General features: G+C 70.1%; 15 protein-coding genes. 7 read left to right on the top strand and 8 right to left on the bottom strand.

Going from position 1 to position 14,283, the window contains the following annotated elements:
- Positions 1 to 79 precede the first annotated feature (79 nt).
- The 3 genes from O1Q96_RS12670 to O1Q96_RS12660 all read left to right on the top strand — a co-directional run bounded on the left by O1Q96_RS12670 (position 80) and on the right by O1Q96_RS12660 (position 2,105).
- A complete protein-coding gene (locus tag O1Q96_RS12670) occupies positions 80 to 865 on the top strand; it encodes a sporulation protein (RefSeq protein WP_269248267.1) in 786 nt (261 codons plus the stop codon).
- Positions 866 to 914: 49 nt separating this feature from the next.
- Positions 915 to 1,454, top strand: a complete 540-nt coding sequence (locus O1Q96_RS12665; RefSeq protein WP_269248266.1) for a YbhB/YbcL family Raf kinase inhibitor-like protein — start codon at positions 915 to 917, stop codon at positions 1,452 to 1,454.
- A gap of 144 nt (positions 1,455 to 1,598) precedes the next feature.
- Positions 1,599 to 2,105, top strand: a complete 507-nt coding sequence (locus O1Q96_RS12660; protein ID WP_217452526.1) for an HNH endonuclease — start codon at positions 1,599 to 1,601, stop codon at positions 2,103 to 2,105.
- 189 nt (positions 2,106 to 2,294) lie between these two features.
- On the opposite strand, the gene O1Q96_RS12655 is transcribed toward O1Q96_RS12660, so the two are convergent.
- The 3 genes from O1Q96_RS12655 to O1Q96_RS12645 form a co-directional block, all read right to left on the bottom strand.
- Positions 2,295 to 3,236, bottom strand: a complete 942-nt coding sequence (locus O1Q96_RS12655) for an SPFH domain-containing protein (RefSeq protein ID WP_269248265.1) — start codon at positions 3,234 to 3,236, stop codon at positions 2,295 to 2,297.
- A gap of 133 nt (positions 3,237 to 3,369) precedes the next feature.
- Positions 3,370 to 3,801 carry an NfeD family protein gene (locus tag O1Q96_RS12650; RefSeq protein ID WP_269248264.1) on the bottom strand — a complete coding sequence of 144 codons (432 nt, stop codon included), beginning with the start codon at positions 3,799 to 3,801 and terminating at the stop codon, positions 3,370 to 3,372.
- Positions 3,802 to 3,872: 71 nt separating this feature from the next.
- Positions 3,873 to 4,664 carry an ABC transporter ATP-binding protein gene (locus O1Q96_RS12645; protein WP_269248263.1) on the bottom strand — a complete coding sequence of 264 codons (792 nt, stop codon included), beginning with the start codon at positions 4,662 to 4,664 and terminating at the stop codon, positions 3,873 to 3,875.
- Between the two features lie 121 nt (positions 4,665 to 4,785).
- Here O1Q96_RS12645 and O1Q96_RS12640 point away from each other — a divergent pair, with 121 nt between their 5' ends.
- A complete protein-coding gene (locus O1Q96_RS12640) occupies positions 4,786 to 5,574 on the top strand; it encodes a hypothetical protein (RefSeq protein WP_269248262.1) in 789 nt (262 codons plus the stop codon).
- Positions 5,575 to 5,634: 60 nt separating this feature from the next.
- Here the strand turns inward: O1Q96_RS12640 and O1Q96_RS12635 are convergent, their stop codons facing one another.
- The 4 genes from O1Q96_RS12635 to O1Q96_RS12620 form a co-directional block, all read right to left on the bottom strand.
- On the bottom strand, positions 5,635 to 5,874 hold the full coding sequence (locus O1Q96_RS12635; RefSeq protein WP_217452521.1) for a chaplin: 240 nt from the start codon (positions 5,872 to 5,874) through the stop codon (positions 5,635 to 5,637).
- Between the two features lie 217 nt (positions 5,875 to 6,091).
- Positions 6,092 to 6,337: a chaplin gene (locus tag O1Q96_RS12630; RefSeq protein WP_217452520.1), complete on the bottom strand. Its 246-nt coding sequence runs from the start codon at positions 6,335 to 6,337 to the stop codon at positions 6,092 to 6,094.
- A 184-nt stretch (positions 6,338 to 6,521) separates the two neighbouring features.
- Positions 6,522 to 7,163, bottom strand: a complete 642-nt coding sequence (locus O1Q96_RS12625) for a response regulator (RefSeq protein ID WP_269248261.1) — start codon at positions 7,161 to 7,163, stop codon at positions 6,522 to 6,524.
- Positions 7,156 to 8,328, bottom strand: coding sequence for a GAF domain-containing sensor histidine kinase (locus O1Q96_RS12620; RefSeq protein WP_269248260.1), 1,173 nt, complete (start codon positions 8,326 to 8,328; stop codon positions 7,156 to 7,158). The genes O1Q96_RS12625 and O1Q96_RS12620 overlap by 8 nt, the downstream gene beginning before the upstream one ends.
- 186 nt (positions 8,329 to 8,514) lie before the next feature.
- On the opposite strand from O1Q96_RS12620, the gene O1Q96_RS12615 reads away from it, so the two are divergent.
- From O1Q96_RS12615 to O1Q96_RS12605, 3 genes are all read left to right on the top strand, one after another.
- A complete protein-coding gene (locus O1Q96_RS12615; RefSeq protein ID WP_269248259.1) occupies positions 8,515 to 9,213 on the top strand; it encodes an SDR family NAD(P)-dependent oxidoreductase in 699 nt (232 codons plus the stop codon).
- 121 nt (positions 9,214 to 9,334) lie between these two features.
- The gene (locus O1Q96_RS12610; protein ID WP_269248258.1) at positions 9,335 to 10,456 is read left to right on the top strand and encodes an S-adenosylmethionine:tRNA ribosyltransferase-isomerase; all 1,122 of its coding nucleotides are present in this window, start codon (positions 9,335 to 9,337) and stop codon (positions 10,454 to 10,456) included.
- Between the two features lie 298 nt (positions 10,457 to 10,754).
- Complete coding sequence (locus O1Q96_RS12605; RefSeq protein ID WP_217452515.1) at positions 10,755 to 11,462, top strand: transglycosylase SLT domain-containing protein; 708 nt, start codon at positions 10,755 to 10,757, stop codon at positions 11,460 to 11,462.
- A gap of 94 nt (positions 11,463 to 11,556) precedes the next feature.
- Here O1Q96_RS12605 and O1Q96_RS12600 read toward each other — a convergent pair whose 3' ends face one another.
- Positions 11,557 to 14,070, bottom strand: a complete 2,514-nt coding sequence (locus tag O1Q96_RS12600; RefSeq protein WP_269248257.1) for an ABC transporter ATP-binding protein/permease — start codon at positions 14,068 to 14,070, stop codon at positions 11,557 to 11,559.
- Positions 14,071 to 14,283 lie beyond the last annotated feature (213 nt).

The raw sequence follows: 14,283 nt of genomic DNA, 5'->3' as shown, positions 1-14,283 counted from the left end.
CGGCTGGATCGCGTTTGTATGGATCAAGGATTCGATCCGGACAGATCAACAACGGGGCGTTGCCCGAGGAGGAAAAGACATGGGGTTCAAGCGGCTGCTTGCGAGCCTGGGGGCCGGTGGGGCTTCGGTCGAGACGGTGCTGACCGAGGTCAACGTCGTTCCCGGCGGTGTCGTCCAGGGTGAGGTGCGGATCCAGGGCGGATCCGTGGCTCAGCAGATCGAGGGGCTGTCGGTCGGGTTGCAGGCCCGCGTGGAGGTCGAGGGCCCGGACGACCAGGAGCACAAGCAGGACATCGAGTTCACGAAGACGCGGCTCGGTGGTGCTTTCGAGCTGGAGGCGAACGCGGTGCACGCGGTGCCGTTCGGGCTCGAGATCCCGTGGGAGACGCCGATCACGACCATCGCCGGTCAGCCGCTGCACGGTATGAACGTGGGTGTGACCACGGAACTGGAGATCGCGCGCGCGGTGGACTCCGGTGACCTGGACCCGATCAGCGTGCACCCGCTGCCGGCGCAGCAGGCTCTGCTGGACGCGTTCATCCAGCTCGGTTTCCGCTTCAAGAGCGCGGACCTGGAGCGCGGCCGCATCCGGGGCACGCGCCAGAAGCTGCCGTTCTACCAGGAGATCGAGTTCTTCCCGCCGCAGCAGTACCGCGGTCTCAACCAGGTCGAGCTGAGCTTCGTCGCGGACGACCGTGAGATGGACGTCGTCCTGGAGATGGACAAGAAGCCGGGGCTGTTCAGCGAGGGCAGCGACTCGTTCCGTTCCTTCAAGGTGGGTCTCAACGACTTCCAGGGGACCGACTGGGCCGCGTACCTCAACCAGTGGCTGTCCGAGGTCGGCAGTCGCCGCAGCTGGTTCTAGGCTCGGGCGAGAGTTTCCACAGAGCAGGAACCGATCAGGAGGTGCCGAGGTGACGGAGTCCACGAGGCCGCCGCTTCCCCATGACTTCCATCCCGTCGTGCCGTCGTTCACGGTCACGAGTGAGGACGTCGAACCGGGCGCGACGCTGGACGACGCTCAGGTCTACGCGGCCGGGAACACCTCGCCGCAGTTGCGCTGGGAGGGCTTCCCGGCGGAGACCGGGAGTTTCGCCGTGACGTGCTTCGATCCGGACGCCCCCACGGGGAGCGGATTCTGGCACTGGGTCGTGTTCGACATTCCGGCTTCGGCGACGGAACTGCCGACGGGTGCGGGCACGGGGAAGTTCGAGGGCCTGCCGGAAGGCGCGGTCCACGTGCGCAACGACTACGGGTCGAAGGACTTCGGGGGCGCCGCGCCTCCCGCGGGTGACCCGGCACACCGGTACGTGTTCACGGTGTACGCGGTGGACCAGGAGAAGCTCGGTCCCGACTCGGACGCTTCACCGGCCGTCGTGGGCTTCAATCTCCGGTTCCACACGTTGGCGAGGGCGCAGGTCGTCGCCGAGTACGCGGCTCCCGCGGAGAGCTGAGCGTTCGCTGAACGTTTGCCCGTCTCTGGTCTTGGAATTGATCAGAGGCGGGCATTTTTATTGCGTTGTCCATCTCGGCGTGCCCGGCCAGAGTTGATCCAAGCTCGCCACGCGGTGGGCCGGTGCACATGGGAGGTGGGCTGGATGCGTGACACGCTGGTGCTGAATGCGAGCTTCGAGCCGCTGTCGACGGTGACGTTGAACCGAGCCGTCGTTCTGGTGCTGCAGGACAAGGCCGTCGTCGAGCAGGCCCACCCCGAACTGCGCATGCGCGGAGCCGCGCTGGACATACCGGTGCCGCGGGTGATCAGGCTCTGCCGCTATGTACGGGTGCCGTTCCGAAGACAAGCACCGTGGTCGAGGCGGGGTGTGCTGGTACGTGACCGGCACAGGTGCGCGTACTGCGGCCGTCGGGCGACCACGGTGGACCATGTGGTGCCGCGGGCGCAGGGTGGTCAGGACTCCTGGCTGAACACGGTCGCCTCGTGCGCGGAGGACAACCATCGCAAGGCCGCGCGTACGCCGGATCAGGCGGGGATGCCGCTGCTGCGGCAGCCGTTCGAGCCGACGCCGGCCGATGCGATGCTGCTTGCGCTGGGGCGGGACGATCTTGAGGGTCTGCCGGAGTGGCTGGCCCAGCCGGCCGCGTGAGCGGGTCCCTCCGGGGACTGTGAGGCGCTGCCGGTGAGGTGGTGAGTCGGGTGCGGGTCCGTCATGGCTGGTCGCGCAGTTCCCCGCGCCCCTGAAGCACCGCGCCGTTTCCGGTGCTCCCCGAGGACTGCCTCGCAGCAGAGCGGGGGCTCACCTCTTGTGAGGTGAGCCCCCGTCTGTCTGTGTCTGTCAGTCCACCGACGGCTTTTCGCGGCGTTCCGTGCCGCCGTTGCCCGAGCCGCCGCCCATGCCGCCCATCGGGCCGAAGTTGCCCATCGCTCCGCTCAGGCCCTTGAGGGCGTCGCCGATCTCGCTGGGCACGATCCAGAGCTTGTTGGCGTCGCCTTCGGCGATCTTCGGGAGCATCTGGAGGTACTGGTAGGCGAGGAGCTTCTGGTCCGCGTCACCGGCGTGGATGGACTCGAAGACCGTACGGATCGCCTGGGCCTCACCCTCGGCGCGGAGGGCCGCGGCCCTGGCCTCGCCTTCGGCTCGGAGGATGGCGGACTGCTTCTCGCCCTCGGCGGTGAGGATCTGCGACTGGCGGATACCTTCGGCGGTGAGGATCGCGGCGCGCTTGTCCCGGTCGGCGCGCATCTGCTTCTCCATCGAGTCCTGGATGGAGGTGGGCGGCTCGATCGCCTTCAGCTCGACGCGGTTGACGCGGATGCCCCACTTGCCGGTGGCCTCGTCGAGCACTCCGCGCAGGGCCGCGTTGATCTCCTCGCGGGAGGTCAGGGTCCGCTCCAGGTCCATGCCGCCGATGATGTTGCGGAGCGTGGTGACCGTGAGCTGCTCGATCGCCTGGATGTAGCTGGCGACCTCGTACGTCGCGGCGCGGGCGTCCGTCACCTGGTAGTAGATGACCGTGTCGATGTTCACGACCAGGTTGTCCTGGGTGATCACCGGCTGGGGCGGGAAGGGCACGACCTGCTCGCGGAGGTCGATGCGGTTGCGGATGGAGTCGATGAACGGGACGACGATGTTGAGCCCCGCGTTGAGTGTCCTCGTGTAGCGGCCGAAGCGCTCGACGATGGCCGCGCTGGCCTGTGGGATCACCTGGATGGTCTTGATCAGGGCGATGAAGACCAACACCACCAGAATGATCAGGACGATGACGACCGGTCCCATCGTGGCTCCCCGTACCCTTCTCCGCCTCGGCGCTTGCCGGAAGATCTTGTGATTGTCGAAGATCTTGCTGGACGAGTGTGTCAGACCACAACTCGCCACGTGCAACGTTCCGTTCACTGGACGCCGCGAGGGGTCACATGACGATCGCCGTGGCCCCCTCGATCTCCACGACGTCCACCTCTTGGCCTACGTCGAAGGCGCGTCCCGTGTCCAGGGAACGAGCGGACCAGATCTCCCCGGCGAGCTTGATCCGGCCACCCGAACCGTCGACCCTCTCCAGGACGACGGCCTGCTTGCCCTTCAAGGCATCGATGCCCGTGGCCAGTTGGGGTCGCTGAGAGCGATGTCGGGCCGCGACGGGGCGTACCACCGCGATGAGGGAGACCGAGACGGCGGCGAAGACCACGACCTGGATGACGACACCGCCTCCGATCCCCGCGGTCACGGCGCCCGCCACGGCGCCGACGGCGAGCATTCCGAACTCCGGCATCGCGGTCACGACCAGCGGGATTCCGAGCCCGACCGCGCCGATCAGCCACCACACCCATGCGTCGATGTCGTCCACGTGGTCATGGTAGGTCCGCGGGTCCGTCCCGGACAGGGCGCCGATCAAGTTGGGGCGGGTGTTCCTGGTTGTCAGGACAGGGGCAGGCCCTGCGCGGTCCAGCGGTCGCCGGCCTGGCCGACGACGAGCGGGAGGCCGAAGCACAACGACAGGTTGCGCGAGGTGAGTTCGAGCTCCAGGGGGCCGGCCGCGAGCACCTTGCCCTGACGGATCATCAGGACGTGGGTGAAACCGGGGGCGATCTCCTCGACGTGGTGCGTGACCATGATCATGGAGGGGGCGATCGGGTCGCGGGCGAGGCGGCCGAGGCGGCGTACGAGGTCCTCGCGGCCGCCGAGGTCGAGTCCGGCGGCCGGCTCGTCGAGGAGCAGCAGCTCGGGGTCGGTCATCAGCGCGCGGGCGATGAGGGTGCGCTTTCGCTCACCCTCGGAGAGCGTGCCGAACCGGCGGTCCACGTACTCGGTCATGCCGAGGCGGTCGAGGAACGCGCGGGCGCGCCGCTCGTCGATGTCCTCGTAGTCCTCGTGCCAGCCGGCCGTCATGCCGTACGCCGCGGTCAGCACCGTCTGCAGGACGGTCTGGCGCTTGGGGAGCTTGTCGGCCATGGCGATGCCGGCCATGCCGATGCGCGGGCGCAGTTCGAAGACGTCGACCCTGCCGAGGGTCTCGCCGAGGATGGTGGCGGTGCCCTGGCTGGGGTAGAGGTAGCTGGAGGCGAGGTTCAGAAGGGTCGTTTTTCCGGCGCCGTTGGGTCCGAGGATGACCCAGCGCTCGCCCTCCTTGACCGACCAGGAGACCTGGTCCACCAGAGCCCGGCCCTCTCGGACCACGGATACGTCCTCAAGCTCCAGTACATCGCTCATGAGCGCGCTGTCTCCCATTGCAGTCTCGGCCGTCGCTGTCGTCTGTGGACGAAGCCCCCAGGGAAAACCTACGCCACCGGTCGACCCGTCCAATCCATCGGCCGGTCCTTAGGGTGGGGGCATGCTTTCGGAACCACGCTCAGGACGGCTGGCCGCATGGGGAAATGCCCTGTTGGCCGGTTTTGCTTCGCCGGACGACGCGGTCGTCGCCATCGTCGGCGAGGACGTCGTGCACCGCGTCGAGGGGCTGCCCGGCGAGACGGGGCCCGTCGGACTCACCCTCGCCCTGGGGCGGCTGCGCGCGCTCGGGGTGACCGGGCTGCGGGTTGCGCTGCCCGCGCCCGGGCATCCGCTCGGACTGAGCGGGCCGCCGGACTTCAACGCGCGCGCACTGGAGGCGGAGGAGGCGGTGGTCTGCCACGGGGCCGGGCTGGGGCTCGTGCCCGAGGTGTACGAGGCCGGCCCGGACGGCGACGTGCACGTGGAGGTCGTCTGGCACTGCCTGGCCGTGCGCGAGGCGCCACCCGCCGACGTGCCGTCCCTCGGTGAGGCGGAGCGGGAGCTCGCGGAGGCGTTGCGTGACGCGACCGACTTGTTGTCACGGCTCGACGTGGCGGGCTCGGGCCCGGTCGCCGAGGCGGCGATCGACGCGTACCGGGCGCGGGCCGAGCGGGACGGTGAGGCGCTCGCTCCCGGCTACCCGCCGCGGGCGGTCCGCGTGTTGGCGCTGTCCCGGCGCATCGGGCTGCTCATCTCCGTGGCGTACGAGAACGGGCACGGCGGCGCTGTGAGCGCGGCGGAGATGGCTGCACGCTCCGAGGCTCTGCGTCCGGTCGAACGGACGGCCAGGCGGGCTCAGGTCGCGGCGTACAACGCGTTCGTGGAGGAGAGAGAGCGCGGGGTCCGCTGAGGCCCCATGGCGAAACCCCGCGGACCGTGCGGTCCGCGGGGCTCTCGGCCGGGCAGGGCGTCAGTCGTTCACGGCCTCGTTGCCGAAGGTCGGGTTCAGGAGCCCGATCACGTTGACGCTGTCACCGACGACGTTGACGGGGACGTGGACCGGGACCTGGGCGACATTGCCCGAGCCGACGCCCGGAGACTTCACGGCAGCGCCGTCGGCAGCCGAGTCGGCGACCGCGGCACCGGCGGAGGCACCCGCCGCGAGGCCGGCGACGGTTACGGCCATGGCGGCCTTCTTGGCGATGTTCATGAAAAGCGTTCCTCCTGCGTTCGCGTGTCCGGCCCAGCCGCAGGCCGTGGCCTGAGCTACGCCCGGAACATCGGAACGGCAAGGCGGGTGGGCGCGTTCTGCCCGTTCGGGTCTTTGATCCGACGAGCCGAAGAACGGACCGGCCCCCCAGGCGAACCTGGAAGGCCGGTGGTCACTGCTGACCCGCGTACGGGTCGCTGCGGACCCTGGGCGTACGTCAGCCGTTGATGCCGTCGTTGCCGAAGGCCGGGTTCAGGATGCCGACAACGTTCACGGTGTTGCCGACCGCGTTCACCGGGATGGCGACCGGGACCTGGACGAGGTTGCCCGAGGCGACGCCCGGCGAACCCACGGCCTGGCCGCCCGCGTGCGCACCATCGGTGGCGGAGGCGAAACCGGCACCGGCGGCAACCAGGCCACCGGCCACCATCGTGACGGCTGCGGCCTTCTTCAGGTTCTTCACTTCGTGAGCCCTCTCCTTGTGAACCACTGCGGCAAAGCGCCGCAGCACGCACTGGAGAACGGCGGAGATCGAGGAAGGATGCGCCATCCGGGGGACATTCCCACGACGGTATGAATCTCAGCCCGGAAGAAGACCCTCCGCTTTTCCGGCACGAAGAGCCGCGATCGAACCGATCAGCAGGTCATCAGCCCGCCACGCCGTGCCGTACGGCCCACAGTGCGGCCTGGGTGCGGTCGGCGAGGTCCAGCTTCATAAGGATGTTCGAGACATGCGTCTTGACGGTCTTCTCGGAGAGGACGAGGGCACGGGCTATCTCGCGGTTGGAGCGGCCGTCGGCGATCAGGCCGAGCACCTCGCGCTCCCGCTCCGTGAGCGAACCGCCTCTGCCCTGGCCGTAGTTGGTCTCCTCCTGGGACAGCAGCGCCCCGGCCACCTCGGCCTGGAGCAGGACGTGCCCCGCGTGCACCGAGCGGATGGCGCCGGCGAGGGCGTCGGGGTCCACGTCCTTGTAGACATAGCCCGCGGCGCCCGCGCGCAGGGCCGGGACCACCGTGCGCTGTTCGGTGAAGCTGGTGACGATGAGCACGCGCGCGGGGTTGTCGAGTGCGCGGAGCCTGCGCAGGGCCTCCACGCCGTCCATCCCCGGCATCTTGACGTCCATGAGGACGACGTCGGGCTTCAACTCCTCGGCGCGGGCGACTCCTTCGGCGCCGTCGGACGCCTCACCCACGACCTCGATGTCGTCCTGCACTTCGAGGAACGTGCGCAGCCCCCGGCGGACGACCTGGTGGTCGTCGACGAGCAGCACCTTGATTGCGTCAGCCACCAGGGACCTCCATCTCGATCGTGGTGCCCTTTCCGGGCGCCGATTCCACCCTGAGCGTGCCTCCGACGCCGTTCGTACGGTCACGCATGGACACCAGGCCGAGATGGCGGCCCGCGCGGCGGGTCGCCCGGGGCTCGAAGCCGGCGCCGTCGTCGCTGACGCGCAGCACGGCGCCCTGGCCCCGCCTCTCCAGGGTGACGTCGACGCGGGCTCCGCCGGAGTGCCGCAGCGCGTTGTGCAGGGCCTCCTGGGCGACCCGCAGCATGGCCTCCTCCTGGGCTGCGGGCAGCGCGCGGACACTCCGGCTGTCGAAGGTCACGCGCGCGGTGTGGGCCCGGTCGAGGACCTGTATCTGGGTGCGCAGCGTGGCGACCAGGCCGTCCTCGTCGAGGGCGGCGGGGCGCAGCTCCACCACGGCGGCGCGCAGTTCGTCGGCGGCCTCGGCGGCCAGCGTCGCCACCTGGTGCAGTTCCCCCTTGGCGCGGTCCGGGTCGCGGTCCACCAGGGCCGCGGCGGCCTGGGCGGTGAGGCGCAGGGAGAACAGCTTCTGGCTGACGGCGTCGTGCAGTTCGTGGGCGAGGCGGGACCGCTCCTCGGCGATGGTCAGCTCGCGGCTGCGCTCGTACAGGCGGGCGTTCGTGAGGGCGATCGCGGCGTGCTGGGCGAGGATCCGCAGCAGTTCCTCGTCGTCCTCGGTGAAGCCGCAGGCCGGCTCGCGGCCCGCGGGGTGTGAGGGGTCGCCCGCCGCGGGACGCAGCTTGTTGGCGAGGAAGAGGGCGCCGATGACCTCGTCGCCGTCGCGGATGGGCAGGCCCAGGAAATCGGACATGTCGGGGTGGGCGGAGGGCCAGCCCTCGAAGCGCGGATCCTGGCGCACGTCGGCGAGGCGCTCGGCGCGGGCCTCCTGCAGCATCGCGGCGAGGATGCCGTGCTGGCGCGGAAGCGGGCCGATGGCCTTCCACTGGGCGTCACTGACACCGTCGACGACGAACTGGGCGAAGCCGCCGTGGTCGTCGGGAACCCCGAGCGCCGCGTACTGCGCGTCGAGCAGTTCGCGGGCCGAGGCGACGATCGTCTTGAGGACGTCACGCACCTCCAGGTGCCTGCTCATCGCGAGCAGCGCGGAACTCACCGCGTACAGGCCCGACCGGGGTCCTTGACTCATGACCTCACGGTACCGGCGGGGTGTGACAGCGCGTATCCGACCTGTGGCGGCCCTCCCTGGGCCGCTGGACCTAGGGCGAAGGGCCCCGGCGCATGGGGCCTGCGCACGAGGCGGCGAGGGCCTCCTGGTTCCTACGTTGAGGACGGCTGCCGGGAGCGGCGGCCGTGCGACGAGGGGACGGACGTCATGCCGGTAGCGATCATCACAGGGGCTTCGAAGGGGCTGGGGCGCGCGCTCGCCGAGGCCCTGGCGGAGCGCGGCTGGGATCTGGTGCTCGACGCCAGAACGGGCCCGCCCCTTCGGGAGACGGCCGCGGCCCTCGGCGCGTACGGGACACGGGTGCGGGCGCTGCCCGGGGACGTCACGGACGGTGCGCACCGTGCCGGTCTGGTGGCGGCGGCGCGGGAGCTCGGCGGCGTCGATCTCCTGGTGAACAACGCGAGCGCGCTGGGCGCCGAACCGCTCGTACGGCTCGAAGCGCTGGCGCTGGAGGGGCTGCGGCGCGCTCTGGAGGTCAACGTGGTCGCGGCGCTCGGGCTGGTCCAGGAGGCGCTGCCGCTGTTGCGCGAGTCGCCGGCGGGCACGGTGATCGACGTCAGTTCGGACGCCGCCGCCGAGGCGTACGAGACCTGGGGCGGCTACGGGGCCTCGAAGGCGGCGCTCGACCATCTCTCCGCGGTGCTCGGGGCGGAGGAGCCCGGGCTGCGGGTCTGGGCGGTCGATCCGGGTGACATGGCCACGGACCTGTACGCGGCGGCCGTACCCGACGACGACGATCCGCGGCCCGGTCCGGCGAGTGTCGTCCCGGCCTTTCTGCGCCTGCTCGACCGGCGTCCGGAAAGTGGCAGGTACGCGGCGCCGGCCCTCCTGGAGGTGACCCGATGAGCCGCTCCGCCGTCGCCGGGCCTCGTGTCGCCGCGGCGACCGGTGCCGGTGCTGTCTCGGAAGGGTCCGCCCGGCGTCCGGTGAGCGGGCGCTCCGGGGCCTCGTCTCCGCAGGGTCGGCGATGACGACCGCCATGGGGAGGCCTCCGTCCGGTCGCGGCAGGACGGGGTGGAGGGTGCCGGAGGAGCTGTCGGCCCGCGTGCCGGCCGAGCAGCGGGGGCCGGGGCTCGACCGCGACGCGGTGCGGCTGCTCGTCTCCCGCGGGGCCCAGGTGTCGCATCACGCGTTCGTGGATCTGCCGGGGCGTCTGCGGGCCGGGGACCTCCTCGTCGTGAACACGTCCGCGACGCTGGCGGCGGCGGTGGACGGAAAGGTCGGGCACGCGCGCGTGGTGGTGCATTTCTCCACCCACGGCGACGACGGGCGCTGGGCCGTGGAGCTGCGGGAGCCCGATGGGAGGGGCACCACGCGCGCGCGGGCGGGCGGGCCCGCCGGGGCGGAGGTACGGCTCCCCGGGGGCGTTCGGATCGTGCTGGAGGAGCCCCTCACCGGGCGGAGCGCACGGCTGTGGTGGGGGCGGGCCTCGGATCCCGACGTCCTGGGGCTTCTGCGGCGGCACGGGAGGCCCGTCCGGTACTCCTACACGGAGAGGGACCAGCCGCTGTCCGCGTACCAGACGGTGTTCGCGCTGCCGTCCGCGGACGGGTCGGGGAGCGCGGAGATGCCGAGCGCGGCGCGGCCCTTCACCACGCGGCTGGTGGCGGAGCTGGTGAGCCGTGGTGTGCAGTTCGCGCCCGTCACCCTGCACACGGGGGTCGCCTCGGCCGAGGCGCACGAACCGCCGTACCCGGAGCGTTTCGCGGTGCCGGAGGCCTCGGCGCGGCTGATCAACGCGGCTAAGGCCGGCGACGGCCGGGTCATCGGGATCGGCACCACGGCCGTGCGCGCCGTGGAGTCGGCGGCCGGCACCGACGGGGTGGTGCGGGCGGCGGAGGGCTGGACCGGCCTCGTGGTGACCCCGGAGCGCGGGGTGCGGGTCGTCGACGGGCTGCTCACCGGGCTGCACGAGCCCGAGGCCTCCCATCTGCTGATGCTGGAGGCGATCGCCGGCGGGGTGGCTGTCGACCGCGGGTACGACGAGGCGCTGCGGGGGCGCTACCTGTGGCACGAGTTCGGCGACGTGCACCTCATCCTCCCGGAGGAGGACCCTCACACAGAGCATTGCTCCAGCAACTGCTGGTGAGACCGCACCCCGGCCGATGTGAGCCCGCACATAGGACGCACATCACGTACGAACGGACATAGGAGATATACGGACTCATGGTGAGCGGGGCAGACGTATCGGTCTGCCCCGTTTTGCCCCTACGGGGTCCACTACCCGAGGTCGTACGTCACACCTTTGCCAGGGAAAATTGCGGTCGCTAAGAATGGCTGCCGTCGCTCGGCGCCGCAGGTACCTACCCGCGGCGTTTGATCCGGAAACACTTTGTCCCCTCCGGACCGAGAGCGGCCTCCGCGCTATTCGAAGAGGTCCCTCAGCCATGCCCAAGCAGCTCCGCACTCCTGGTCATAGTCCCGCGCTGACCAAGACCCACAAGCTCTCGTTCGCCGGTGTCGCCACGCTCGGCGCCGCGGCCCTCGCGTTCTCCCTCGTACCGGCCGAGACCCAGGCAAGCGCCGACTCGGTCGCCGCCGCTCCGGCCTCCGTCTCCTCCCAGCAGCTCAAGGTCGCGACCGTCGGCCTCAGTGGCCAGCTGGCCGACGCCCAGGCCGCGGCCGCGAAGAAGAAGGCCGCCGACGCGGCCGCCGCAAAGAAGGCAGCCGACGCCGCCGCGAAGAAGAAGGCCGAGGACGCCCGCAAGGCGAAGGAGGCCGCGAGCCGGTCCGCCAAGCGTGCCGCGGTCAAGCCGGCCGCCGCCAAGACCTACGCGAACAACCTCGACGGCTGGATCCGCCAGTCGCTGGACATCATGAAGAAGCACGGCATACCGGGTACGTACGACGGTCTGCACCGCAACATCATCCGCGAGTCCGCGGGCGACCCGAACGCGATCAACAACTGGGACATCAACGCCATCAACGGTGTCCCGTCGATCGGTCTGCTGCAGGTCATCAAGCCCACCTTCGACGCCTACCACGTCGCCGGCACGGTCAAGAGCCAGTACAACCCGGTCGCCAACATCACCGCCGCCGCCAACTACGCGGCCGACCGGTACGGCTCGATCGACAACGTCAACGGCGCGTACTGAGGTCTGCGCGGACCTCTGACCCGTACGCCCGAAGGGCGGCACCCCACCGGGGGTGCCGCCCTTCGCGTGTCCTGGGACCGCTCGTGCCCGGGAACTACTTCCGCATGACCTCCGGCTCGTGGCGGCGCAGGAAGCGGGCCACGAGGAAGCCGCAGACGGCGGCCAGGGCGAACAGGGCGGTCATGTCCAGGGCCCACGTCAGGGCGTCGTGGTCCCAGAGCGGATCCGAGTCGGTCGAGTTGTGCGGGTTGATCTTGTTGAAGTCGAGCGTGGTACCGGCGGCGCCGACGGCCCAGCGCGACGGCATCAGGTACGAGAACTCGTTGACGCCGAGGGCGCCGGCGAGGGGGAACAGGCAGCCGGTGAAGACGACCTGGATGATCGCGAACATCACCAACAGGGGCATGGTCTTCTCGGCGGTCTTCACCAGCGAGGAGATGACCAGGCCGAACATCATCGAGGTGAAGCCCAGCGCCATGATCGGCAGGGAGAGCTCGATCGCGACCGCGCCTCCGAGGATGAGGCCCTCGTCGGGGATCGTGCGGCTCATGAAGCCGATCGCGCCGACCAGTGCGCCCTGGAGCATCGTGATGACGCCCAGGACGATCACCTTGGACATCAGATACGCCGAGCGCGACAGGCCGGTCGCGCGCTCCCGCTCGTAGATGACCCGTTCCTTGATCAGCTCACGGACCGAGTTGGCGGCGCCCGCGAAACAGGCGCCGACGGCGAGGATCAGCAGCACCGTGGCGGCCGTGCTGTTCGGGATCGGCAGGCCGTTCGGACCCAGCTGCTTGTTGACCAGCAGCGTCTTGTCCGGCTCGATGAGCAGGCTGACCGCGCCGAGGACCGCCGGCAGGATCACCGTCAGGGCCAGGAAACCCTTGTCGGACACGATGACCGAGACGTACCGCCGGACCAGCGTGCTCAGCTGGGAGAGCCAGCCCTGCGGCTTCGGCGGCCGCATCGCCTGCGGCGACGGCATGTGTACGGACTGCGGGGCGACGGCGTCGATGTCCGCGGCGTACATCTGGTAGTGCTGCGAGCCCTTCCAGCGGCCCGCCCAGTCGTAGTCGCGGTAGTTCTCGAAGGCGGAGAAGACATCGGCCCAGGTGTCGTAGCCGAAGAAGTTCAGTGCCTCCTCGGGCGGACCGAAATAGGCCACCGAGCCGCCGGGCGCCATGACCAGAAGCTTGTCGCAGATGGCCAGCTCGGCCACGGAGTGCGTGACGACGAGGACCGTACGGCCGTCGTCGGCGAGGCCGCGCAGCAGCTGCATGACATCGCGGTCCATGCCCGGGTCGAGACCGGAGGTCGGCTCGTCCAGGAAGATCAGCGACGGCTTGGTGAGCAGCTCCAGGGCCACCGAGACGCGCTTGCGCTGGCCACCGGAGAGGGAGGTGACCTTCTTCTCCTTGTGGACGTCGAGCTTCAGCTCGCGCAGCACCTCGTCGATCCGGGCGTCGCGCTCCTGCGTCGTGGTGTCCGCGGGGAAGCGCAGCTTGGCCGCGTACTTGAGGGCCTTCTTGACGGTCAGTTCCTTGTGCAGGATGTCGTCCTGCGGGACCAGACCGATGCGCTGACGCAGCTCGGCGAACTGCTTGTAGAGGTTCCGGTTGTCGTAGAGGACGTCGCCCTGGTTGGCGGGGCGGTAGCCCGTGAGCGCCTTCAGGAGCGTCGACTTGCCGGAACCGGAGGGGCCGATGACCGCGATGAGCGACTTCTCCGGTACGCCGAAGGAGACGTCCTTGAGGATCTGCTTGCCGCCGTCGACCGTGACGGTCAGGTGGCGGGCCGAGAAGGAGACCTCACCGGTGTCGACGAACTCCTCGAGGCGGTCGCCCACCAGGCGGAACGTCGAGTGGCCGACGCCGACGATGTCGTTCGGGCCGAGCAGCGCGGAGCCGCCCTTGGCGATCGGCATACCGTTGACGTACGTGCCGTTGTGCGAGCCGAGGTCGCGGATCTCGTAACGCCCGTCGGGCGTCGCGTGGAACTCGGCGTGGTGGCGTGAGACCTGCAGGTCGGACACGACCAGTTCGTTCTCCAGCGCACGGCCGATGCGCATCACACGGCCGAGGGACATCTGGTGGAACGTGGTCGGGCTGCGGTCGCCGTAGACCGGCGGCGCCCCCGCGCCCCCACCGGGTCCCTGCTGCTGCGGGATGTGCCCGCCCTGCTGGGGCTGCTGCCAGCCCTGCTCCGGCGCGGGCTGCTGCGGCGGCGGCGCCTGCTGGGCCCAGCCGGCCGCCGGTGCGCCCTGCGCCGCGTACGGCTGCTGCTGCGCCTGCGGTGCGGCGGCCGCGGCGCCCGACAGGCTCAGGCGTGGTCCGTCGGTCGCGTTGCCGAGGTGCACGGCCGAGCCGGGGCCGATCTCCATCTGATGGATCCGCTGCCCCTGCACGAATGTGCCGTTGGTGCTGCCGTGGTCCTCTATGACCCAACTGCGGCCGCCCCAGCTGATCGTGGCGTGACGCCAGGACACCCTGGCGTCGTCGAGCACCACGTCCCCCTGCGGATCACGCCCGAGGGTGTATGGCCTGGACGCGTCGAGCGTCCAGGTCCGTCCGTTCAATTCCAGTACGAGTTCCGGCACTCCATGCCCCACTGTGTTGTCCCCCGAGTTACCCCCAACACAGGGAGTCTAGGGATGTCGAACATCGTGGGGAACTATTTCAGTAGGAGGCCTCTGACCGAAAGTCGGGCCCCGTGAAGACCGCGTACGGGCGGCTTGTCCGTTTCCGTTGACGGGGTTGAAACCGGCCCGGAGAGTGGTAATCCCACGCGAGGGGGACACCGCGGTGGAAGTGTCGCGGTGCGG

It is taken from the genome of Streptomyces aurantiacus, from assembly GCF_027107535.1.
Classification (GTDB): Bacteria; Actinomycetota; Actinomycetes; order Streptomycetales; family Streptomycetaceae; genus Streptomyces.
The sequence above is the reverse complement of the archived record's forward strand: the minus strand, read 5'-3'. Positions and strand labels throughout refer to the sequence as shown.